The sequence below is a fragment of the Chromobacterium haemolyticum genome, assembly GCF_009936155.1.
GTDB classification, from domain to species: Bacteria; Pseudomonadota; Gammaproteobacteria; order Burkholderiales; family Chromobacteriaceae; genus Chromobacterium; species Chromobacterium haemolyticum.
Window position 1 is genome coordinate 1,812,036 of sequence record NZ_AP019312.1, and the last position, 22,642, is coordinate 1,834,677.

Below are 22,642 nucleotides of genomic sequence, written 5' to 3' on the forward strand. Positions count from 1 at the left end.
GATTGAGGAGTCGCCATGCCCTTGACTGCAGAACAACAGGTACGCATCGCCGCGCTGATCGCCAGCCACCAAGCGCAGCCGGGAAGTTTGCTGCCCTTGCTGCACGCCTTGCAGGATGAACTGGGCTATGTGCCGGATGCCGCGACGCCGGACATCGCCCGCGCTTTTCGTCTGAGCCAGGCCGAGGTGCGCGGCGTGCTCAGCTTCTACCACGATTTCCGCAGTGAGCCGCCGGCGCGTCACCAACTGCGGCTATGCCGAGCGGAAGCCTGTCAGAGCATGGGGTCGGAGGCGCTGGCGCAAAGGCTGCGCGCGCGCACCGGCCTGGACGACGCGGGCCGCAGCGCCGACGGCAAGCTGGAGCTGCGGCCAGTGTACTGTCTGGGGGCTTGCGCCTGCGCGCCTGCGCTGCTGCTGAACGGAGAATTGCACGCGAGAGTCGACGCCGCCGTGTTGGACGTCTTGTTGGCGGGCTGTTTGGAGGAGGGCGGCGCATGCTGACCTTCCATCTGTCCTGTGATTCCATGGCGCGGGCGTTGGGCACGAACCTGACCGCACAGGCGCTGGCCGCGGCGGCGACGCGACGCGGGCTGGAAGTGGAGATCCGGCGCAATAGTTCGCGAGGCCTGTATTGGCTGGAGCCCTTGCTGGAAATGGATACGCCGCAAGGCCGCTTCGGTTTTGGCCCGTTGCCGGCGGAGAAGGCGGACAGCGTGCTCGACGCCGTGCTGACTGCGGATGGCAAGCATCCGCTGGCGTTGGGCCTGCTGGAACGCTTGCCCTACCTTGCAGGCCAGCAGCGGCTGTTGTTCGCGCGTGCGGGGCTGACCCGCCCTCTGTCTCTGGACGACTACCTGGCCCATGGCGGCTATCGCGGCCTGGCCCATGCGCTGGAGCTGGGCGGAGAGGGCGTGCTGGAGTGCGTGCTGGAATCCGGCCTGCGTGGCCGGGGCGGCGCGGCCTTTCCCGCCGGTATCAAATGGCGCACCGTGCGTGAGGCGGCTGCGGATTGCAAGTACGTGGTGTGCAACGCAGACGAGGGCGATTCCGGCAGCTTCGCCGACCGCATGCTGATGGAGGGCGACCCCTTCCTGTTGATCGAGGGCATGAGCATCGCGGCGCTGGCGGTGGGGGCGAATCGCGGCTACATCTATGTCCGCTCCGAATACGCTGCGGCGGCGGAGACGCTGCGGCGGGCGTTGGAGATTGCCCGTCAGCGGGGTTTCCTGGGCCCTGATCTGCAAGGCAGCGGCCTTGAACTGGAGCTGGAGCTCCGTCTGGGCGCGGGCGCGTATATCTGCGGTGAGGAGACATCCATGCTGGAATCGCTGGAGGGCCGGCGTGGCGAGGTTAGGGCCAAGCCGCCCTTGCCCGCGATCAGCGGCTTGTTTGGGCGTCCCACCTTGGTGCACAACGTGCTGACGCTGGCGTCGGTGCCCACTATCTTGGCCCGCGGGGCACCGTATTACCGCGATTTCGGGGTTGGCCGCTCGCGCGGCACCATGGCGTTTCAGCTGGCCGGCAATGTGCGGCGCGGCGGCCTGGTGGAGCGCGGCTTCGGCTTGAGCCTGCGCGAGTTGATCGAGGACTACGGCGGCGGCTGCGCCAGTGGCCGGCCGGTGAAGGCTGCGCAGGTGGGCGGGCCCTTGGGCGCCTGGCTGAGGCCGGAACAGTTCGACACCGCGCTGGACTACGAAGCTTTCGCCGCCGTCGGCGCAATGTTGGGCCACGGTGGGGTGGTGGTGTGCGACGACAGTACCGATATGGCGCGCATGGCGCGCTTCGCCATGCAGTTCTGCGCCGCCGAATCCTGCGGGAAGTGCACGCCCTGTCGCATCGGCTCCACCCGCGGGGTCGAGGTGATAGACCGGCTGCTGGCTGCCGGCGACGCGACGGAGCGACGCCGGCATTGGACCCTGCTGCGGGATTTGTGCGAGACCATGCGGCACGGTTCGCTGTGCGCGTTGGGCGGTTTGACCCCCTCGCCGGTAATGAGCGCGGCGCGGGGTTTCCCCGCGGATTTCGGCCTGGACCCGGCCATCGTCGAGGAGGATGCGCCATGAGCTGCCAGTTTGACCCCAAGCTTGCCCCCACGGTGGACCTGGGCACGCCAATGCGTACCGGCGCGCCGGTGAGCCTGAGCATAGACGGCGTCGAGATCACCGTGCCGGCCGGCACCTCGGTGTTGCGCGCCGCGGCGCTGCAGGGCGCGCGCCTGCCCAGGCTGTGCGCCACCGACAGCCTGGAGCCGTTCGGCTCCTGCCGCATGTGCTTGGTGGAAATAGACGGCCAGCGCGGCTACCCGGCCGCCTGCACCACGCCGGTGAGCGAGGGCATGGCGGTGCGAACCCAGAGCGAGACGCTGGCTAGGCTGCGGCGCGGGGTGATGGAGCTATATGTGTCCGACCACCCGCTGGATTGCCTGGGGTGCGCCGCCAACGGCGCTTGCGAACTGCAGACCGTTGCCGGCCAGGTGGGGCTGCGCGAGGTGCGTTACGGCCTGGCCGGCGCTAATCACCTGGCTGAGTCCAAGGATGAGTCCAACCCTTATTTCGATTACGACCCGGCCAAGTGCATTGTCTGCAACCGCTGTGTGCGCGCTTGCGAGGAAACCCAGGGGACGTTCGCGCTGAGCATCGTCGGCCGGGGGTTCGATTCCCGCGTCCGCGCCGCAGGCGGCAAGGACTTCCTCGGCTCGGAATGCGTGTCCTGCGGCGCTTGCGTGCAAGCCTGTCCCACCGCCACTTTGGTGGAGAAAAGCGTGGTTGAGTTGGGGCAGCCGGAGCGCAGCGTGGCGACCACCTGCGCCTATTGCGGCGTGGGTTGCGGTTTCCGCGCTGAACTCAAGGGCGAGCGAGTAGTGAGAATGACGCCAGACCGGGACGGCCGCGCCAATCATGGCCATTCCTGCGTCAAGGGCCGCTTCGCTTGGGGCTACGCCACCCATCCGGATCGCATCGTCAAACCCATGCTCCGCGCCGGCATCCACGAACCTTGGCGGGAGGTGAGTTGGGAACAGGCGCTGGGACATGTGGCCAGCGAGTTCCGCCGCCTGCAATTGCGCTACGGCCGAGACGCCATCGGTGGCATCAGCTCCAGCCGCTGCACCAATGAGGAAACCTATCTGGTGCAGAAGCTGGTGCGCGCCGCCTTCGGCAACAACAATATCGACACTTGCGCCCGCGTCTGCCACTCGCCCACCGGCTACGGGCTGAAGCAGACGCTGGGTGAATCCGCCGGAACTCAGGATTTCGATTCGGTACTGAGCGCCGATGTGATCCTGGTGATAGGCTCCAATCCCAGCGACGCCCACCCGGTGTTCGGCTCCTTGCTGCGGCGGCGGCTGCGCGAGGGCGCGCGGCTGATCGTCATCGACCCGCGCCGCATTGATCTGGCCGATTCGCCGCACGCGGCGCCGGCTCTGCATCTGGCGCTGCGGCCGGGCAGCAATGTGGCCGTGCTCAATGCGCTGGCCCACGTAGTGGTGAGCGAGGGGCTGCTGGACCAGGACTTCATCGACCGGCGCTGCGAGGCCGAGGCCTTCCGGCGTTGGCGCGACTTCGCCGCCGAAGCGGAGAATGCGCCTGAGGGAATCGCCGAGGTCTGCGGCGTGCCGGCGGATCTGATCCGAGAGGCGGCGCGGCTGTATGCGACCGGCGGCAACGCCGCCATCTACTACGGTTTGGGCGTCACTGAACACAGCCAGGGCAGCACCGCGGTGATGGCCATCGCCAACCTGGCCATGGCCACCGGCAATCTTGGCCGCGCCGGCGTCGGCGTCAACCCGCTGCGCGGTCAGAACAATGTGCAAGGTTCCTGCGATATGGGCTCCTTTCCGCACGAACTGCCCGGCTACCGCCATGTGTCCGACGATGCTGTGCGCGAAAGCTTCGAGGCGGACTGGGGAGTCAGTCTGCAGTCGGAGCCGGGATTGCGGATTCCCAATATGCTGGACGAGGCGCTGGACGGCGGTTTCAAGGGCTTGTACTGCCAGGGCGAGGACATTGTGCAGAGCGACCCCAATACTCAGCACGTGGCCGCCGCGCTGCTGGCGATGGAGTGCGTGGTGGTACAGGACTTGTTCCTGAACGAAACCGCCAAATACGCCCACGTTTTCCTGCCCGGCAGCTCCTTCCTGGAAAAGGATGGCACCTTCACCAATGCCGAGCGGCGCATCTCGAGGGTGCGTCGGGCGATGCGTCCGCTGGCTGGTATGGCGGACTGGGAGGTGACCGCGGCGTTAGCTGCCGCCTTGGGCTATCCGATGACCTACCGACACCCGTCGGAGATCATGGACGAGATCGCGCGGCTGACGCCCAGTTTCGCCGGGGTCAGCTACGCCAAGCTGGACCGGCTGGGCGGCTTGCAATGGCCGTGCAACGAGGCGGCGCCCGAGGGTACGCCGGTGATGCATGTCGACGCCTTCTCCCGAGGCTTGGGGCGCTTCGTCCTCACTCGTTATGTGGCCACTTCGGAACGGGCGGGCAAACGCTTTCCGCTGCTGCTGACCACTGGGCGAATTCTCAGCCAGTACAACGTCGGCGCGCAGACGCGACGCACCGAGAACCGGGTCTGGCACGCCGAGGACAGGCTGGAAATCCATCCGGCCGACGCCGAGGCGCGCGGCATCGTTGACGAAGACTGGGTGGCGGTGCGCAGCCGCGCCGGCGACACCGCCTTGCGCGCCAAGGTGACGGAGCGGGTAGCTCCGGGCGTGGTGTACACCACCTTCCACCACCCGGAGTCCGGCGCTAATGTGGTGACCACCGACAATTCGGATTGGGCCACCAACTGTCCGGAGTACAAGGTTACTGCGGTGGAGGTGAGGAAGACTGCGAGGCCATCGGACTGGCAGCGTCATTTCCGTGGCTTTGGCGATGAGCAGCTAAGGTTGTTGGATGCCGGGCGGCGGGCGGGGGGCGATGTGGAATGAAGCCGGAACCACTGGTGAAGATGGTTAATGAGATTGCGCGTTTTTTCGAGGACGCTCAGGGCGGCGACGCAGAGTTCGAGATTGCTCAGCATCTGCGGCGTTTCTGGACGCCGGCCATGCGGGAAGGCTTGCTTGGGCATTGGCGCGCGGCCGGCGCGGCAAGCGGCTTGGACCCGCTGGCGGCGCGGGCTTTGGCGTGTCTGGAGAGCATGCTCGGCAAAGCGCGCTAAGAGTCTGTTCATAATCTGCTGCGCTTCGGCGATACCGCGTTAAAAACCGCTTCGAAATAGCTCATGTACCACTTGTACATTCCGCTTTCTCAGCCGTTTTCGCCTTGTCTCGCTCTTGCTCGCTAGATTTTGAACAGGCACTAAGAGCCGCTAACAAAACCGCGCCGCGCACCTGAGCCAAGGCGCGTCGACGCAGGCAGTACAAGTCGTACGACAAGGAGGCGCAACGCAGGATCAGGGCTTTTGTGAACGGGTCTAAGAGCCTGTTCACGATGGTTTGCACGGCCTGTTGAGCTGCGCGAACGACAAAGAAAACAACGCGGCGCAGGCCGCGGATCGCCGAGGCGTCAGAGCCGCCGGCGCGGGGCTGGACCACAGCCGGCGGCAGTCGGCTGCGGACTTTCGCAAGCGGGGCCCGCGTGGTCCCGATCATGCTGGAGCACAAGCCATGGCGACCACCCTGATCAAGATCGACCTCGATCAATCCCCTTACGACAATCCGCAGATCCATAATCGCTGGCACCCTGACATTCCAATGGCGTGCTGGATTGAGCCAGGCGATGAGTTTGTGCTGGAGTGTTACGACTGGACTGGCGGATGTGTGCACAACGACGATTGCGCCGACGATATCCGTGATCTGGACTTGAGTATCGTGCACTTCCTGTCCGGCCCGGTGGGGGTGGCCGGCGCACAGCCCGGAGATCTACTTGTAGTGGATCTGCTGGACATTGGCGCCTTTCCGGAGCGGCAATGGGGCTTCAACGGCATTTTCTCGCGCAGCAATGGCGGCGGCTTTCTCAGCGAGCATTTTCAGCATGCGCAAAAGACGGTATGGGATTTCCAGGGGCTTTACGCCCGCAGCCGTCACATTCCCGGTGTACGTTTCGCAGGCCTGATCCATCCTGGTTTGATTGGCTGCCTGCCCAGTCGGTCGCTACTGTTGGAGTGGAACCGACGTGAAGCCGAGTTGTTGCGCGACAATCCGCGCGCGGTGGCGCACTTGCCTTTCGCTCCCAGCGCCCATATGGGGCAGTTGGGCGGTGAGACGGCGTGGCGTGCGGCGGAAGAAGCGGCGCGCACGGTGCCGCCGCGTGAGCATGGAGGCAATTGCGACATCAAGGACCTGTCGCGGGGCGCCCGCGTGTTCCTGCCGGTCTATATCGACGGCGCCGGCCTGTCGGTTGGCGATTTGCATTTCAGCCAGGGCGATGGAGAAATTACCTTCTGCGGCGCCATCGAGATGGCGGGTTGGGCGCATCTGAAGGTGGATTTGATCAAGGGCGGAGTGGCGGCTTACGGCATCCGCAATCCGGTGTTCCAGCCCAGCCCGCTGGCGCCGCGTCACGGCGACTACCTGATTTTCGAGGGCGTCTCGGTGAACGAGCACGGTGGCCAACACTATCTGGATGTGCAAGTGGCTTATCGCCAGGCCTGTCTGAACGCCATCGAGTACCTGGGCAAGTTCGGCTATTCGCGCGCCCAGGCTTATAGCATTCTTGGCTGCGCGCCGGTGCAGGGGCATATCAGCGGGGTGGTGGACGTGCCAAATGCCTGCGCCACGCTATGGCTGCCGACGGACATTTTCGATTTCGATATTAGGCCACAGGCCGGCGGGCCTATGCGGCAGCCGCTGGATGGCGTGCCGTTGCCGCTATCCTACGATCTGGAATGAGGATGCCCTGATGCCGGTTTATGAGTATCGCTGTTCCTCTTGCGGCCCGTTCTCCCTGCTCCGCGCGCTGGCGGCGCGTACCGAGCCGGCCGCCTGTCCCTGTTGCGGCCAGCTCAGCCGGGAGCGCTTGCTGTCGGCTCCGGCGCTGTGCTTGCCGAGCGTGGCAAGTCAAGCCGCGGCGCACAATGAGAGAGCGTGTCACCAACCCGTGTGCGCTAGGTCCGTCGCGGCACCCGCGCCGGAGAGGCGGGTTGCGGGGCGGCGGCCGTGGATGTTGGGCTGAGAACCTGTTTACGATTTGCTGCGCATCGGCGATCTCAGCCGTTTTCGCCTTGTCTCGCCTTAGCTCGCGAGACTTTGAATAGGTTCTAAGGCGCGACCTGATAAACCGGGTGATCCGGCGGAATCAGTTCGGTGGCGAGGAAGTCGATGAAGGCGCGCACCGCCGGCAGCAGGCCGCGGCGGGTGGGGAAGGCGGCGTGCAGGATGCCCCAGGGTATGTCGTAGTCCGGCAGCAGCCGCACCAGTTGGCCTGTCTGCAGCGCCTCGTGACAGACCAACTCCGGCAGCGCGGCCACACCCAGGCCGGCGATGGCGGCGTCGCGCAGGACGATCAGGTCGTCGGTCATCAGCCTCGGGCTGTCTATCTGTACTGTGTAGGCGTGGCCGGCCTGGTCCAGCAAGGCCCACTGGCCGCGGCCGTCGGGGCGGCTCATGGTCAGCGCCGGCCAGCCGGCCATGTCGGCCGGATGCTTGGGGGCGGGGCGTTCGGCCAGCAAGGCCGGGCTGGCCACCAGGGACGTCTGGGCGGTGGCTAGCCGGCGCACCACCAGGTTGGCGCTGTCTTCTATCAAGTTGCGCACGCGGATGGCGACGTCCACGCCTTCTTCTATCAGGTCCACGCGCCGGTTGCTGGAGTCCAGTTGCACCCGCAGCAGCGGGTGGCGGGCCATGAAGCGGGGCAGCGCCGGGGCCAGCAGGGTCTTGGACAGCAGTTCCGGGCAGCTGACCTTGATCAGGCCGCGCGGCTCGGCGCTGCTGCGGGCGATGGCCTCGTCGGCGGCTTCGGCTTCTTCCAGCATCGCCTGGCAGTGTTGGTAGTACTGTTGGCCGATTTCAGTCAACGACAGGCGGCGGGTGGTTCTTTGCAGCAGCCGCACTCCCAGCCGCTGTTCCAGTTCCGCCACGCGGCGGGACAGCCGGGACTTGGGGATGCCCAGCACGCGGCCGGCGGCCATGAAGCCGCCGTGCTCAACCACTTTGGCGAAGTAGAGCAGATCATTCAGGTCCTGCATAATTGTCTCGATGATGGAACAATGTTTCCGATTTTTGCAGTCTAGTGCGAATTGGTTCGGAAAACTATCATGCAATCACTTTCTCTACCAAGACACGAAGGACCCGACCATGAAACTGTTGCATCTCGACTCCAGCATCCTCGCCGCCAACTCGGTATCCCGCCAACTGACCGCCGTGGTCGCCGACACTCTGCGCCAGCGCCACGCCAATGTGGAAACCTCCTACCGCGACCTGGCCAGCCAGCCCATCGCCCATCTGTCCGGCGAAATCATCGGCGCCAATTTCACCGCCGAAGCGGATTGGACCGCCACCCAGCGCAGCGAAGCCGCGCTGAGCAATGAGCTGATCGAAGAATTCCTGGCCGCGGACGTGGTGGTGATCGGCGCGCCGATGTACAACTTCTCGATTCCGTCGCAGCTGAAAGCTTGGGTGGACCGCGTGGCCGCCTCCGGCCGCACTTTCAAGTACACCGAGAACGGCCCGGTGGGCCTAGCCGGCGGCAAGAAGGTGATCGTGGTGTCCTCACGCGGCGGCGTTTACAGTACCGAGCAAGGCCAACTGATGGATTTCCAGGAAGACTACCTGAAGACGGTGATGGGCTTCCTGGGTGTAAACGACGTGGCCTTTGTCCGCGCCGAGGCGGTGAACATGGGCGAAGACAAGCGCGCCACCGCTATCCACGCGGCCAAGGACGCCATCGCCAAGCTGGCGCTGTAATTCTCCTGCCGCAAACGAAGACAGCCGGCCCTTGATGGGCCGGCTGTTTTGCGTCCGGTGCGAGTGGAGAATCTGCTCAATGCCTTTGTCGGGTTATCCCGCGGACGCGTAACCGGTTCTTTAGGGGAGTTTGCAGCTGTCCGATAGCTTGTCCAGGCCCTGCTGCTCATGGCGGAAACTGGCTTTGGGCGGATTGTGGCCGTAGTCGAGGGTAACGACGTAGAGGCTGTCGAAGTCGTTCTTGTCCCATTTGGGCACTTTGTCCGCCGCGCCCTTGTCGCCGTAGTCCTGCAGCAGGTTGACGGCGAGTTCGCGCAACAGTTTGTGTTCCCAAGCGATATAGACGACTTTGCCGTGCTGCAGAGGGTTGACCAGCTGCTGTTGCAAGGCGGCGATGGCTTCCATGTCGAAGTTGCTGTTCACCGGCAGGCCCAGCGAGATGGCGGTGGGTTCGATGGTGGCCAGCGGCCGGATGTAGTTGAAAGTTCCGGCGGGGTCCCGGGTCTGGCTGGCGGTGGAGGGCGCGAAGATTTGGTCGGCCCGGCCGTATTTTTTGGGCAGCAGCTTGGCCAGTTCCAGAGAGCGGTTGAAGCCTTTGCAGTTGAGCTGGCCGTAGCCGCCCTCGGGCTTTTCTCCATGACGCAGCATGACGAGCGTTTGGGTCTGAGGTGCCGGGGCGGCGTGCAGCAGGGGGCTGGCCAGCATGGCCAGCAGCAGGCTGAGACGGGAAAGTTTCATCGCGGGGTCCGTTGGGTCGAAACCCACTCAGTGTCCCGCAGCGGACGGCGGAGGCGCAAGCTGGGACAAGGATCAGGGCTGCAGTTGCAGTTGGGCCACGCTGTCCGCGCTCAGGTATTTGCCGAAGATCTTGCGCAGGGAGCCGTCCTTGACCATTTGCTGCAGTTGGGCCTGCCATTGTTCAGCCTGTTGTTGGCTGAAGGCGTTGTGCGCCAGCATTAGGCCACCGGCGATGCGTTCCGAGCTGGGGAATAGGTCCAGCACCGTCACCTGTCCGGCCAGGGCCGGGGAGTTGAGCCAGCTGTCGTAGCTGAAAGGGTGGGCGAAGGCGGCGGTGACGATGCGTTGGGACAGCATGGCGTAGAGGTCGCGTTCGTCGTTGGCCATCACCACCTTGCCGCGTTTGGCCAGTTGTTCGATGAAGGCGTCCTGTTCTTGGCTGTGGCGGTAGCCGCGGATCACTCCCCATTTCACTGCAGGCTCGGCCAGCAGTTGATCAAGCGTGCGCGAGCCGATCTGCTTGGACAGCAAGATCATGTTCTTGCTGTAGAAGTAGGGGTAGATCCAGGCGTATTTCCGGCGATCCGATGTGGGAACGGTGGAGGTGCCCAGATTCAGTTGGCCGTGTTCCAGCATTTTGAGCACGCGGATGCGAGGGTAGACGTCTTCTTGAGCGATTTTGCAGCCCAGCCGGCGCGCCAGTTCATGCACGAGGTCCACGTCGTAGCCGTGGCCGTTTTCATAGGCGCTGCCAATCAGGTAGTAACCCACTCTCAGGCCGTCAGCCGGACAGGGCGAATCGCCCAGCGCTGTTGTCGAGGCCAGCGCGCCGCCAAGCAGCGCCGCCCAGTGTGCTTTCATGCTGTTCTCCCGTACGTGTTCCGTTTAGCTATAGTCGGATTCGACGAGTCTTGCCGCGTGGGAGAGATTGTTATTCCAGCATGCTGCGCACGCTGTCTTCGCTCAGGTATTTGCGCAGAATGCGTTGCAGGCTGCCGTCCGCGCGCATTTTGTCCAGCTCCGCCCGCCAGCGGCGCATCTGGGGTTCGCTGAAGCTGCGGTGAGACAGCACGAGGCCGTTTTCCAGGCTGCTGTCGCGGAAGGGATCCATGACTTTGACTTGCAGCCGTCCGCGCGGCTGGCCGTTGACCCAGTGGTCGTAAATCTGGGGTTGGGAGAAGGCGGCGGAGATGGCGCCGCTGCGCAGCATGTCCATCAGGTCTTCTTCGTTGGCGGCGCAAATCAGCTTGTCGCGCTTGGCCATCTGCTGCAGGAAATAGTCCTGCAGCGGGCTGTTGCGGTAGCCGATGACGGCGCCCCATTTCAGCTTGGGGTCGTTCAGCCATTGTTCCGGCGTCTTGCCTTGCACCGCCGGGTTGAGCAGGGTCATGTTGCGGTCGCGGGTATAGGGCAGCACCCAGGCGTAGCGCAGCCGCTTTTGCAGCGGGATGGTGGAGGTAGCCAGGTTGAGCTTGCCGTGCTGAACCAGCAGCAGCACGCGCAAGCGCGGGTATTCGCGCTCTTCGCGGATATTGCAGCCTAGCCGGCGCGCCAGTTCGTGGACCAGGTCCACGTCGTAGCCCTTGCCGCCTTCATAGGCGGTGGCCGTTGGGTAGTACCCAATCCTCAGTCCTTCCGCCGGGCAGGCGGGCGCCGGGGAACCGGCCTCCGCCGCGGCGGCGTAAAGGCAGAGGAGGGCGGTCAGGCACTTGATCATGGCGCATCCTTTGCCGAGGGTGGATGAAAACAAGACAGGCTGCCGGAGGGGCAGCCTGTCGGCGGCGCTGTAAACGCGGTTTACAGCTTGATCAGAGTGCTCTTCAGCTCAGTGTATTTTTCCAGCGCGTGCAGCGACTTGTCGCGGCCGTTGCCGGATTGCTTGAAGCCGCCGAAGGGGAAATTCATGTCCCCGCCTTCATCATAGCAATTCACCCACACCGTGCCGGCGCGCAGGCGGCACGCCACTTGGTGCGCGGTGCTGACGTTGGAGGTCCACACCGCGGCCGCGAGGCCGTATTCGGTGTCGTTGGCGATGCGGATGGCGTCTTCCACGTCGTTGAAGGTGATGACGGACAGCACCGGGCCGAAGATTTCTTCGCGGCAGATGGTCAGGTCGGCGCTGGGGCAGTCAAACGCCGTCGGTTCGATGAACAGGCCGGTATCCGTGTGGGCCGGTTTGCCGCCGAACAGCTTCTTGGCGCCTTCGCTGTCGCCCTTGCCGATGTAGGACAGCACCTTGTCGTACTGGATGCGGTCCACGATGGCGCCCATATTGGTGGCCGGGTCCAGCGGGTCTTGCGGATAGTAGCGGGCCGCGGCCGCTTCCAGCTCCTGCAGGAAGCGCGCCTTGATGTCGCGGTGAACCAGCACACGGGAACCGGCGGTGCAGACTTCGCCCATATTGTAGAAGATGCCGCCGGCGGCGGCGCGCGCCGCCTGGGCGATGTCCGGGCAATCCGGCAGAATGATGTTGGGCGATTTGCCGCCCAGTTCCAGCCAGACGCGCTTGAGGTTGGATTGCGCGGCGTAGCCGGCGATCAGCTTGCCCACGCCGGTGGAGCCGGTGAAGGCGACGCAGTCCACATCCATGTGCAGCGCCAGCAGCTTGCCCACGTCGCCTGCGCCGGGCAGCACCTGAAACACGCCGCTGGGGATGCCGGCTTCTTTGGCCAGCGCCGCCAGGCGGATGGCGGTGAGCGGGGATTTTTCCGAAGGCTTGATGATCACTGGGTTGCCGGCGGCCAGCGCCGGACCAAACTTCCAGCTGGCCATCATGATGGGATAGTTCCACGGTACGATGGCGGCCACCACGCCGATGGCTTCGCGGGTGACCAGGCCCACTACCTTGGGGTCAACCGGCGCCACTTCGCCGCCAATCTTGTCGATGGCTTCGGCGAACCATTCCACGCAGTAGGCGCTGCCGGGCAGGTCCACGCTGAGGGTGTCGCTGATGGGCTTGCCCACATCCAGGGTTTCCAGCAGCGCCAGCTCATCGCCATGCTCGTGGATCAGCGCGGCGAAGCGCTTGAGGATGCGGCCGCGCTCGCGCGGCGGCAGGCCGGACCAGGCGCCGGAGTCGAAGGCTTGGCGGGCGGCGCGCACCGCGCGCTCCACGTCGGCTTCGCCGCACCAGGCCACGTCGGCCAGCTTCTCGCCGTTGGCGGGGTTGTTGCAGGCAAAGCTTTTGCCGTCTTGCGCCGCGCAGTACTCGCCGGCGATGAAGGCGCGCCCTTCGATCTTCAGTTGAGCGGCGAATTGCTTCCATTCGGCATGCGTTCTAGCCATTTACTCTCTCCTTTGATTGATCCTGCGCCGTTCGTTGGCGGCGCCGGTATCGCTTGACGCGGGTTTGACTGCGTTGTCGTCTGTCGTGGGCTTGGAGCCGGCGCGGCGGGCAAAGCTCCCCGGCCTGGCCTTATGGCCTGCTGGTCGCCGGATGCGGTCTTGCCGGCGCTTCTTGTTCTCAATGATGCTCAGAATGTGGGCGGCGAACTGGCGCTGACCACTTCGCAGGTTTCAGCCCCGGTATTGCGAAAGCGATGCGGCAGCCGGCTGTCGAAGTAATACGCGTCGCCCGGTCCCAGGATGCGGCTCTCGTTGTTCACGGTCACTTCTATACTGCCTTTGATGATGACGCCGCCCTCTTGGCCTTCGTGCGTCAACATGTCCGGCCCGGTGTCTGCGCCGGTTTCGTAGACTTCGCGCAGGATGGCGATGTCGCGCTTGTCGTGGGCGGTGCCCACCAGCAGCAGCTGGATCTGTTCATTGCCCAGATTGGGTAATTCGTGGGCTTGGTAGAACACTCGGGCTTGTTCCGGGTCGGAATCGAAGGTGAAAAAATCCGCCAGCGTCATCGGCAGGCCTTCCAGCACTTTTTTCAGCGAGCTGATCGAAGGGCTGACCCGATTTTGCTCTATCAGCGAAATGGTGCCGTTGGTGACTCCGGCTCGTTTGGCCAGCTCCCGCTGAGACAGCCCGAAACGATCCCTGACCATGCGTAATCTCGCGCCAACGTCCATGGATTCCTGCTCCGTCAGTATGTTAATAATTTTAGACGCTTTATGATAATTATTTTGTACGGACTCTGCACTACTTGCTGCGACGCAAAATCGAATATCTTTGCATCGTTGGGGGTTTATAGTCAGAATCAGAAACAAGGGGCAAGCGTGTTGTGAATTTTCTTAAACGCTTGCGCGGCACTTCCGCAACAAATCTAAGTGAGGAGAGCGACATGCTGATCGGTGTTCCCAAGGAGATCAAGAACCACGAGTATCGTGTTGGCCTAACCCCGTCTGGAGTCCGGGAGTTAGTCGCCAACGGTCACAAGGTTTTGGTCCAGACCCAGGCCGGCCTTGCCATCGGATTCACCGATGAACAGTATATCCAGGCCGGCGCTTCCATTGCTTCCAGCGCCGAAGAAACCTTCGAACGCAGCGACATGATCGTCAAGGTGAAAGAGCCGCAGCCGGTGGAGTGCCGGATGCTGCGCCGGGATCAGATCCTGTTCACCTATCTGCATTTGGCGCCGGATCCGGAACAGACCAAATTATTGCTGGAATCGGATGCTATTGCCATTGCTTACGAAACCGTCACCGACGAACGCGGCGGCCTGCCGCTGCTGGCGCCGATGTCGGAAGTGGCCGGCCGCATGGCGATACAGGCTGGCGCTCACGCGCTGGAAAAAGCCCAGGGCGGCCGCGGCGTGCTGTTGGGCGGCGTGCCGGGCGTAGCCCCGGCGCGAGTGGTGGTAATAGGCGGCGGCGTGGTGGGTTTGAACGCCGCGCGCATGGCCATGGGCGCCGGCGCCGAGGTCACCATACTGGATAAATCGCTGCCGCGCTTGAAAGAAATCGACATGGTGTTCGGCGGCCGCATCAAGACGCTGGTGTCCAACTCCGCCAATATCGAAGACTGTCTGCGCGAGGCCGACCTGGTGATCGGCGCGGTGCTGATTCCGGGCGCGGCGGCGCCCAAGCTGGTGACGCGGCCGATGCTGAAGATCATGAAGCCCGGCGCGGTGCTGGTGGACGTGGCCATAGACCAGGGCGGTTGCTTTGAAACCAGCCGGCCCACCACGCACCAAGACCCCATTTATGTGGTGGACGGCATCGTCCATTACTGTGTAGCCAATATGCCCGGCGGCGTGGCGCGCACCTCCACTCAGGCGCTGACCAACGCCACGCTGCCGTACACGCTGGAACTGGCTAACAAGGGCTGGCGCCAAGCTTTGTTGGACAACGCTCATCTGCGCAACGGCCTCAACGTCTGTCGCGGCCGGCTCACTTACCAGGCGGTGGCTCAGGCGCTGGGTCACCCGTTCATCGACCCGATAGAAGCCATCAAGGCGGCTTCCTAACCCGTATCAAGGATTCGAAATGTTGCAAGCTATCATCGGTATACCCTGTGACATCAAGATGGTAGGCCCGTTGCCGTTCCACGCCGCAGGCGAAAAATACATCGCCGCTGCGGCCGGCGGCGCCGGCGGCGTGCCCGTGTTGCTGCCGGCGCTGGGCGACAAGACCGCGCTGAAGGACGTGCTGGAGCTGGTGGACGGCGTGCTGCTGCCAGGCTCGCTGTCCAATGTCGAACCGCACCGTTACGGCGGCGCGCCCAGCCGGCCCGGCACCATGCACGACCCGATGCGCGACGCCACCACCTTGCCATTGATCCAGCAGGTGCTGGAGCAAGGCATCCCTCTGCTGGGCATCTGCCGCGGCTTTCAGGAAATCAATGTGGCGATGGGCGGGGAACTGTACCAGCACGTGCAGGAAGAAGAGGGCAAGCGGGATCACCGCGAGCCGGACACGCCGGACGTGGATGCGATGTACGCCTTGTCCCACTCGGTGCGTTTCGCCGATGACGGCCTGCTGCGGCAATGGACCGGGCAGGACTCCGCCATGGTCAATTCCCTGCACCAGCAGGGCATCAAGCGGCTGTCCGATCGCTTGATCTGCGAGGCGGTGGCCGACGACGGTCTGGTGGAGGCCTACCGCGTGCGCGACGCCAAGGGCTTCGCCTTCGCCGTGCAATGGCATCCGGAATGGAAGTACTGGGACAACCCGCTGTCCATGGCCATCTTCAAAGCATTTGGCGACGCCTGCCGCCAACGCCGCAACCAGCGGCAACGCGGGCCGCAATTAACCGAGACCTTGTGTCACCACTCGGAATAACACACACAGAGGAAGAACATCATGACCCATCAGATCAATGAATGGCTGCGAGAGCACCGAATCACTGAAGTCGAGTGTATCGTCCCCGACATGACCGGCGTGGCGCGCGGCAAGATCGTGCCCAAGGACAAATTCGTGTCCGACCCGGAAATGCGCCTGCCCGAAGTCGTGCTGATCCAGACCGTGACCGGGGACTACCCCGACGACAGCATGCTGGACCTGACCGACCCGGACATGGTGCTGGCCCCGGACCCGAACACCCTGCGCTTTGTGCCCTGGGCCGTCGATCCCACCGCGCAATTGATCTATGACTGTCAGCGCGCCGACGGCAGCCCGGTGGACGTGGCGCCGCGCAATGTGCTCAAACGCGTGATCGGCCTGTTTGACGAGATGGGTCTGGAGCCGGTGCTGGCCCCGGAAATGGAGTTCTACCTGCTGTCCCCCAACCCGGACCCGGATATCCCGCTGGCCGCGCCGGTGGGGCGAACCGGCCGCGCCGAGTTCGGCCGCCGTTCTTATTCCATTGATGCGGTCAATGAGTTCGACCCGTTGTTCGAGGACATCTACGATTACTGCCACGCGCAGAATCTGGAAGTGGACACCCTGATTCACGAAGTGGGCACCGCGCAGATGGAAATCAACTTCCTGCACGGCAACCCGCTGGAACTGGCGGACCAGGTATTCCTGTTCAAGCGCACCGTGCGCGAGGCGGCGTTCCGCCACAATATGTACGCCACTTTCATGGCCAAGCCGATGGAAAACGAGCCGGGCTCGGCCATGCACATGCATCAGAGCCTGGTGGACAAGAACACCGGCCGCAATGTGTTCACCAATGAAGATGGCAGCCCGTCCGATCTGTTCTTCCACTACATCGCCGGCCTGCAGAAATACGTGCCCCAGTCCATGCCGTTGTTTGCGCCGTACGTGAACTCATTCCGCCGTTTGTCGCGCTATACCGCGGCGCCGACCAACGTCGAATGGGGTTACGACAACCGTACCGTGGGGCTGCGCGTGCCGCATTCCTCGCCGGCGGCGCGCCGCATTGAAAACCGCGTGCCCGGCGTGGACGTCAACCCTTATATCGCCATGGCCGCGACGCTGGCCTGCGGCTACCTGGGCATCATCAACAAGCTGCAACCCAGCGAGCCGCGCCAGACGGACGCGTATGAGCTGCCTTACCAGTTCCCCAACTCCTCGGAGGAGTCCCTGGAGCAACTGGCTTCCTGCAAGGAAATGGCCGAGGTGCTGGGCGAACGCTTCGTCAGCATGTACGTGGGGATGAAGGAGAAGGAGTTCTCCGAATACTTCCGCGTGATCAGCCCGTGGGAGCGCAAATTCCTGCTGCTGCACGTGTGATTTAGCTATGACATTGGGCTGATTTGTCCGTTAGAATCAGCCCGGACAGCCAGGATAAGCACTGAAAATACGCCAATGGCGAAGGAGGGGCGGCAGAGAACATCTACGCCCCGTTGGAGAATACTGGAAGGAAGTCCTATGCAGAATCAACAACGCACGACCGAACAATGGCGCCAACTGGATGCCGCGCATCATCTGCATCCGTTTACCGATACCCAATCGTTGAACCAGCAGGGCGCGCGGGTGATGACTCGCAGCGAGGGGATTTACCTGTGGGATTCCGAGGGAAATAAGATCATCGACGGCATGGCCGGCTTGTGGTGCGTCAATATCGGCTATGGCCGCAAGGAACTGTCCGACGTGGCCAAGAGCCAGATGGACGAACTGCCCTTCTACAACACCTTTTTCAAGACCACCCACCCGGCGGTGGTGGAGCTGTCCCACCTGCTGGCGCAAGTGACGCCGGCCGGCTACGAGCATGTGTTCTACACTAACTCCGGCTCCGAGGCGGTGGATACCATGATACGCATGGTGCGTCATTACTGGGATGTGCAGGGCAAGAAGGACAAGAAAACCCTGATTGGCCGCTGGAACGGTTATCACGGCTCCACCATCGGCGGTTCCAGCCTGGGCGGCATGAAGTATATGCACGAGCAGGGCGACCTGCCGATTCCAGGCATGGCCCACGTTGAGCAGCCATGGTGGTACAAATACGGCAAAGATCTGAGCCCGGACGAGTTCGGCGTGGTGGCCGCGCGCTGGGTGGAAGAGAAGATTCTGGAAGTCGGCCCGGAAAAAGTGGCCGCCTTCGTGGGCGAACCCATCCAGGGCGCCGGCGGCGTGATCATTCCGCCGGCCACTTACTGGCCGGAAGTGGAGCGCATCTGCCGCAAATACGATGTGCTGCTGGTGGCCGACGAAGTGATCTGCGGCTTTGGCCGCACCGGCGAATGGTTTGGTTTCGAGCACTTCGGCTTCCGCCCGGACATTTTCACCACCGCCAAGGGCTTGTCTTCCGGTTATCTGCCCATCGGCGCGGTTTTCGTGGGCGAACGCGTGGCCCAGGGTTTGATTGCCGGCGGCGATTTCAACCACGGCTTCACCTACTCCGGCCACCCGGTGGCCAGCGCCGTGGCGCGCGTCAATATCGAACTCCTGCGCGACGAAGGCATCATCGACCGCGTCAAGAACGAAACCGGTCCTTATATGCAGAAGCGCTGGCGCGAGACCTTTAGCCAGTTCGAACACGTGGACGATGTGCGCGGTGTCGGCCTGATCCAGGCGTTCACCCTGGTCAAGGACAAGAGCAAGCGCGAGCTGTTCCCTGAGTTTGGCGACGTCGGTCTGATGTGCCGCGACATCTTCTTCAGCAACAACCTGATCATGCGAGCCTGCGGCGACCACATCGTCTCCGCGCCGCCGCTGGTGATCAGCAAGGCTGAAATCGATGAAATGCTGGGCGTGGCCGCGCGTTGCATGGAGACATTCGAACGCAAATTGAAGGACAGCGGCCTGGTCTGAGCCGGGTTCGCGCATTGGCCGGCATCAAGCCGGGGCGGCCAGCCCCGGCTTTTTTCTTATAACCTGTTTACGATCTGCTGCGCTGCGGCGATACGGCGTTGGAAAAGACCTCAGAATGCTCATGTACCGTATGTACATTCCGCTTCTTCGGTCGTTTCCGCCTTGTCTCTCTCTTGCTCGCGAGACTTTGAACAGGCTTTTACGCGGCGCTTGGCGGCCCGTCGGCTTAGAGTTTTTTTACGACTGTGACCCATCCCTTAATCTGACGCCGCCCTCGGGCGTGAAGCTTGCGTCCAGCATTAGTTCGCCGTGCTGTTTCAAGCGGCAACGCAGGCGGTAGCGCAACACCATTTGCTCGTGATCGTCTTGGAAAGCGACTTCCACCGCGTCCAGCCTAGGTTCGTAGCGCAGCAAGGTCTGCTCGATGCTGCGCATCAACTGGTGAGCGCTGGCGGGCAAATGGCGATAAACGTGGCCCAGATCCGGCAGGCCGTAGTCCGGTAAATGTTTGAGCGATCCCGCGCGCGCGTTCAGGATGCGCCGGATGCTGTCGATCACGCTGTGAGAGAACTGCTGTTCCGGCGCCAAAGCGTCCAGCTCTTGTCCGTCGGAAAATTGCCCTGTCAGCATTTCATATAATGCGGGTCCCATATTCATCCCTCCGTCTGACGGCGCTCCAGCGCATAGCCGCGCAGCTCCAATTGCAGGGGCTTGTCATTGTCGAGTTCCTTCTTATCCAAGAGCAGCCGCCATTGCCGTTCCGCATCCACTTGGCGGAACAGCGCGACCACGCCGACATAGGTCGCGTCCTGATGGTAAGGCTCGCGCAGGCTGACCGCCGCGCCGGGCCGCAACAGCGTTTGGCGGATGGCCAGCAGGTCGTCGGCTAACGCGGATTGATCCTGTTCCAGCAGCGTTGAGTAGGGGGCGGCGAGAAAGGCGGCCTTGTCCTTCAACTGGTACACCCTCACCACTACCGCCAACGGTCGTTGTCCGGCTTCGGCGTTCAGTTCCTCGCTAGCGATCAAATCCAGATTCAGGCGGTCTATACGGGTCAGGAATATCTTTTGAGCGGCGCTGACGGTAACGTTCTTGGTGCTTTGCCACAGGCCGCAGCCGCTCAGCGGCAGGGTCAGGGCAAGCAAGAGCAGTCCGGCGCGCAGGGAGGGAAAGAGGTGTTTCATCCGGGTTCTCCTGGCTGCCGGGCGCAGGCGTCCGGCAGTGGTTGATAATGGCCGATGCGCAAGCGGCGCCAGCGTTCGCCCGCTGCCCCGGCCAAGGTTGAGCCCAGGCCCAGCCTGGGCTGGGCGCTGGGGTCGAGGCGGCTGGCCGGCAACCAGCTGGCGGGCAATTCAAGCCAGATTTCAGCTTCCAGCCGCCATCCCAGGTAAACCCGGGTCAGCGCCAGCACGTCCTGATGCAAGAGCCCGCCGGGTAGCAAGGAGGGTACGCAGTCTGCGTGACTTGGGCGCACGGTGACGGCGATCGCGTGATTGGCGGCGCGCAATCGGCGGCCCAGAACGAATTCACCTGCGCGCAGCGGTGGCCGTCCGGAGAGGGGGGCGGGTTCGTCCAGCGCCGCCCAGCGGGGTAGGAACTCCCGCACCCGGACACCGGCTCCGGGCAGCGCATGGCGGATGACGCTGGCCAGGCCGGAGGCGGGGCGGGTGCGCTGGCCCAGTAGGGCCAGCAATCCCAGCAGGCGGCCGGCGGGCAGTTGACGCTGTTCCGCCGCCTCGCCCAAACCCATGCCTATCAGGCCCAGCAAGGCCTTGGATAAGGGGTCGCGCCCGCCGGCCTTGAAGGTTTGCGGATAACGGTATTTGCCCCAGGCGCGATAGAGCAGGGCGGTGAGGCGATGGCTGAACAAGTCCAGCATCGCCGCAAGCGGTTCGTGGCCCTCGCGGCGGACGGCGATATCGTCCAGAAAGTAATAGGGCAGCACGGCGTCGACTCCGTAAAGCCCCATAAAGGTGGTGCGCAGCACCGGTGGGCAGCCGGTGTCGGGATCAGCCGGCTCCGCGCGGACGATTTCCCCGGCGGGAAAGCCCAGCGACGGAGAGGGCAGCAGTCGTATCGGGTCGCTGGCCGGACTATCCGCCGCGCCCAAGCGCATGTCGCCGGGCAGCCGCTCCAGAACACGGCAGAATTGGAAAAAGTTATAGGCGGGAGCAGATTGCAGCCAAGTGTAAAAGTCGGTTTCCGTCATAGCGGAGGCGCCTCCGTTTTACTGTCCGGCCAACGGACCCGCTCGTTTTCGGGCAGGATGCGTAGTTCGAAACGGGTGAATAGGTTCATGTCGGCGTAGGCGGCGAAGAAGCGATGCATCAAATCCCCAAACAGATGGATATCGCCCGGGCCGGCGAAGCCGCTTCGGTCCACCGTCAGTTCGATGCGTACCCCGCGCTCCATGCAACCTTGCTTGACCCTGCTAACCAGCTGGTGTCTCACCTCCAGCAATCCGTTCAGCCGCTGGCGGTTCAATTCGTCTTCGGTCCAGTCGTACAGCGCCAGCGTCCCGCGCAGCACTTCTACGTTCAGCAGCGATAGAAAGTTGGGCGCAAGGTGAGAAAGTACTCGCCATTGATAGCGGTCTTCCGCCGGCGGGTAGCAGGGAAGGGTGGGCGCGGTCAGGTTGGCGATCTGGGTCAGCGGCGGGGCCGCGGAGCGCTCCAGGATCTGCGCTTCGCGCAGCGCTTTGCGCGGCAGCATGCCGTTGGTGCCCGTGACGCGCAGCGACAGAATCTCCTCCCGCATCGCCGCCGACGGCGAATCCCAAAGATGGCCTCCCAGAGCCAGCCAGGTTTCCGGCCTGCCGGCCGCGCCAAGCCGGGTCCGTGCATGGTAAAAGCGTTCCGGCGCCTCATCGCGCAGCATGCCTCCCCTGTGCTGGAAGCTGGTGAACGGCAGGTAAGCGTGACGGCCGCCGTTCTCGGTATCCATGGAAACGACTTCGTCCACGGACCAGGCCTCGATCTCGGGGCCCTGGCTCGCCAATGGCACCACCCGGTATTCATGATTCAGATGATTCACATGCAGCGGCTCGGCTTCCATTGGGAACAGATTGATCGCCGGCACGCAGTGCAAGCGTAGGTTGTCTGCGTTGAACGGCATGTCCGCCGGATAGCGTTGCGTCAAGGTCAGCTCCAGCGTAAAGCCGGTGGAGTCTCCGGGGAGCAGTGCCGCGTCCAGGCCGGCTAGATCTAGAAACTGGAACTTTTCGCGGAAGCAAAAGTACTCCAGCAGCAACTGATAGCCGCCAAAGGCGTTGTCGGCCTTGGGCCATAGCCGATCCGCCTCGTTAAAGCCCACTGGCTCGAAGCGCAGGGTCGGCATCTCGTGGACCGGGTAGCCTGCCCGGCCCAAAGGCCGCAGGCGCGCGCGGCCCAACTGTCGGGTCAGCGCATGACGCAGCGCGAAGGCGATGGGCGGATCGGCGTCCAGGAACAGGCGCAGACGGGATAGGTCCAGGGCCTCGCGCTTGGCCGTCGCTCCCAGATCAAAGCGCAGCTCCAGCACCGATCTTCCTTCGCCGTCCAACCGCGTGCCGGCCTGGCACAGCAGCAAGGGCCGAATCATCGCCGCTTGGGTGGTGCGGTAGGCGCAGCGCACCGCATTCGCGCCCACCGGCGAGGTGAGGACGCTCAGGCCGGCTTCCACCGGCTTGGCTTGTTGCAGCGCATGGGCGTCGGCGCGCAACTCCAGCACGGTAAGCGAAGGCACCATGCGCAGATAATGCGGCCACAGCATATTGACCAGGCCTTCGGTCAGCTCCGGGAAATCATCGTCCAGTTTTTGGCGGATGCGGCCGGTCAGGAAGGCGAAACCTTCGAACAGACGCTCCACGTAAGGGTCGCGCTTGCCCAACCGGTCGATATTCAGCAAGGCGGCGCGGTCGGGGTGGGCGCGGGCGAACTCCTTGCCGGCTTCGCGCAGGTAGCGCATTTCCGCTTCGTAATAGCGCAGAGTCAGATCATCCATGGGCGGCTTTCATCGACATGTGGAAAAA

At 63.6% G+C, this 22,642-nt stretch carries 21 protein-coding genes; 11 read left to right on the forward strand and 10 right to left on the reverse strand.

Translation table 11 applies throughout. The features are described from left to right. Positions 1-15: 15 nt before the first annotated feature. From GYH29_RS08360 to GYH29_RS25150, 6 genes are all read left to right on the forward strand, one after another. Positions 16-501: a formate dehydrogenase subunit gamma gene (locus GYH29_RS08360; protein WP_043593997.1), complete on the forward strand. Its 486-nt coding sequence runs from the start codon at positions 16-18 to the stop codon at positions 499-501. After that, on the forward strand, positions 495-2,063 hold the full coding sequence (locus tag GYH29_RS08365; protein ID WP_161523520.1) for an NADH-ubiquinone oxidoreductase-F iron-sulfur binding region domain-containing protein: 1,569 nt from the start codon (positions 495-497) through the stop codon (positions 2,061-2,063). The genes GYH29_RS08360 and GYH29_RS08365 overlap by 7 nt, the downstream gene beginning before the upstream one ends. Further along, positions 2,060-4,933: a formate dehydrogenase subunit alpha gene (gene fdhF, locus GYH29_RS08370; RefSeq protein WP_161523521.1), complete on the forward strand. Its 2,874-nt coding sequence runs from the start codon at positions 2,060-2,062 to the stop codon at positions 4,931-4,933. Before GYH29_RS08365 ends, fdhF begins: the two co-directional genes overlap by 4 nt. Further along, the gene (locus GYH29_RS08375) at positions 4,930-5,163 is read left to right on the forward strand and encodes a formate dehydrogenase subunit delta (protein WP_043593988.1); all 234 of its coding nucleotides are present in this window, start codon (positions 4,930-4,932) and stop codon (positions 5,161-5,163) included. The genes fdhF and GYH29_RS08375 overlap by 4 nt, the downstream gene beginning before the upstream one ends. 448 nt (positions 5,164-5,611) lie before the next feature. Continuing rightward, on the forward strand, positions 5,612-6,835 hold the full coding sequence (gene fmdA / locus GYH29_RS08380; protein WP_019104424.1) for a formamidase: 1,224 nt from the start codon (positions 5,612-5,614) through the stop codon (positions 6,833-6,835). Between the two features lie 10 nt (positions 6,836-6,845). Beyond that, entirely contained in the window at positions 6,846-7,118 is a 273-nt protein-coding gene (locus GYH29_RS25150) for an FmdB family zinc ribbon protein (protein WP_157222240.1), read from the forward strand. A gap of 85 nt (positions 7,119-7,203) precedes the next feature. On the opposite strand, the gene GYH29_RS08390 is transcribed toward GYH29_RS25150, so the two are convergent. Continuing rightward, entirely contained in the window at positions 7,204-8,130 is a 927-nt protein-coding gene (locus GYH29_RS08390; RefSeq protein ID WP_019104425.1) for a LysR substrate-binding domain-containing protein, read from the reverse strand. 109 nt (positions 8,131-8,239) lie between these two features. Here GYH29_RS08390 and GYH29_RS08395 point away from each other — a divergent pair, with 109 nt between their 5' ends. Then, positions 8,240-8,848, forward strand: coding sequence for an FMN-dependent NADH-azoreductase (locus GYH29_RS08395; RefSeq protein WP_019104426.1), 609 nt, complete (start codon positions 8,240-8,242; stop codon positions 8,846-8,848). Positions 8,849-8,968: 120 nt separating this feature from the next. Here the strand turns inward: GYH29_RS08395 and GYH29_RS08400 are convergent, their stop codons facing one another. The 5 genes from GYH29_RS08400 to GYH29_RS08420 form a co-directional block, all read right to left on the reverse strand. Then, positions 8,969-9,586, reverse strand: coding sequence for a histidine phosphatase family protein (locus GYH29_RS08400; RefSeq protein ID WP_019104427.1), 618 nt, complete (start codon positions 9,584-9,586; stop codon positions 8,969-8,971). Between the two features lie 72 nt (positions 9,587-9,658). Beyond that, positions 9,659-10,447, reverse strand: coding sequence for a substrate-binding periplasmic protein (locus GYH29_RS08405; protein ID WP_019104428.1), 789 nt, complete (start codon positions 10,445-10,447; stop codon positions 9,659-9,661). Between the two features lie 70 nt (positions 10,448-10,517). Then, positions 10,518-11,303: a substrate-binding periplasmic protein gene (locus GYH29_RS08410; protein ID WP_019104429.1), complete on the reverse strand. Its 786-nt coding sequence runs from the start codon at positions 11,301-11,303 to the stop codon at positions 10,518-10,520. Positions 11,304-11,383: 80 nt separating this feature from the next. Beyond that, complete coding sequence (locus GYH29_RS08415; protein WP_161523522.1) at positions 11,384-12,871, reverse strand: aldehyde dehydrogenase; 1,488 nt, start codon at positions 12,869-12,871, stop codon at positions 11,384-11,386. Positions 12,872-13,059: 188 nt separating this feature from the next. Next, entirely contained in the window at positions 13,060-13,605 is a 546-nt protein-coding gene (locus GYH29_RS08420; protein WP_039756808.1) for a cupin domain-containing protein, read from the reverse strand. Between the two features lie 212 nt (positions 13,606-13,817). Between GYH29_RS08420 and ald the strand changes: the two genes are divergently transcribed. The 4 genes from ald to GYH29_RS08440 all read left to right on the forward strand — a co-directional run bounded on the left by ald (position 13,818) and on the right by GYH29_RS08440 (position 18,633). Continuing rightward, a complete protein-coding gene (ald, locus tag GYH29_RS08425; RefSeq protein ID WP_019104432.1) occupies positions 13,818-14,942 on the forward strand; it encodes an alanine dehydrogenase in 1,125 nt (374 codons plus the stop codon). Positions 14,943-14,961: 19 nt separating this feature from the next. Then, positions 14,962-15,756 (forward strand): gamma-glutamyl-gamma-aminobutyrate hydrolase family protein, encoded by a 795-nt coding sequence (locus GYH29_RS08430; RefSeq protein WP_052052263.1) that lies wholly within the window; start codon positions 14,962-14,964, stop codon positions 15,754-15,756. A gap of 21 nt (positions 15,757-15,777) precedes the next feature. Further along, on the forward strand, positions 15,778-17,112 hold the full coding sequence (locus tag GYH29_RS08435; RefSeq protein WP_019104434.1) for a glutamine synthetase family protein: 1,335 nt from the start codon (positions 15,778-15,780) through the stop codon (positions 17,110-17,112). A 138-nt stretch (positions 17,113-17,250) separates the two neighbouring features. Next, on the forward strand, positions 17,251-18,633 hold the full coding sequence (locus GYH29_RS08440) for an aspartate aminotransferase family protein (protein WP_161523523.1): 1,383 nt from the start codon (positions 17,251-17,253) through the stop codon (positions 18,631-18,633). Between the two features lie 237 nt (positions 18,634-18,870). On the opposite strand, the gene tssE is transcribed toward GYH29_RS08440, so the two are convergent. The 4 genes from tssE to tssF are packed head-to-tail and all read right to left on the reverse strand — an operon-like array spanning position 18,871 to position 22,614. Further along, entirely contained in the window at positions 18,871-19,284 is a 414-nt protein-coding gene (gene tssE, locus GYH29_RS08445) for a type VI secretion system baseplate subunit TssE (RefSeq protein WP_198001654.1), read from the reverse strand. 2 nt (positions 19,285-19,286) lie between these two features. After that, positions 19,287-19,817 (reverse strand): type VI secretion system lipoprotein TssJ, encoded by a 531-nt coding sequence (gene tssJ, locus GYH29_RS08450; protein ID WP_081576046.1) that lies wholly within the window; start codon positions 19,815-19,817, stop codon positions 19,287-19,289. Then, positions 19,814-20,842: a type VI secretion system baseplate subunit TssG gene (gene tssG / locus GYH29_RS08455; protein WP_019104438.1), complete on the reverse strand. Its 1,029-nt coding sequence runs from the start codon at positions 20,840-20,842 to the stop codon at positions 19,814-19,816. Before tssG ends, tssJ begins: the two co-directional genes overlap by 4 nt. Continuing rightward, positions 20,839-22,614 carry a type VI secretion system baseplate subunit TssF gene (gene tssF / locus GYH29_RS08460; protein ID WP_161523525.1) on the reverse strand — a complete coding sequence of 592 codons (1,776 nt, stop codon included), beginning with the start codon at positions 22,612-22,614 and terminating at the stop codon, positions 20,839-20,841. Before tssF ends, tssG begins: the two co-directional genes overlap by 4 nt. Between the last annotated feature and the right edge of the window lie 28 nt (positions 22,615-22,642).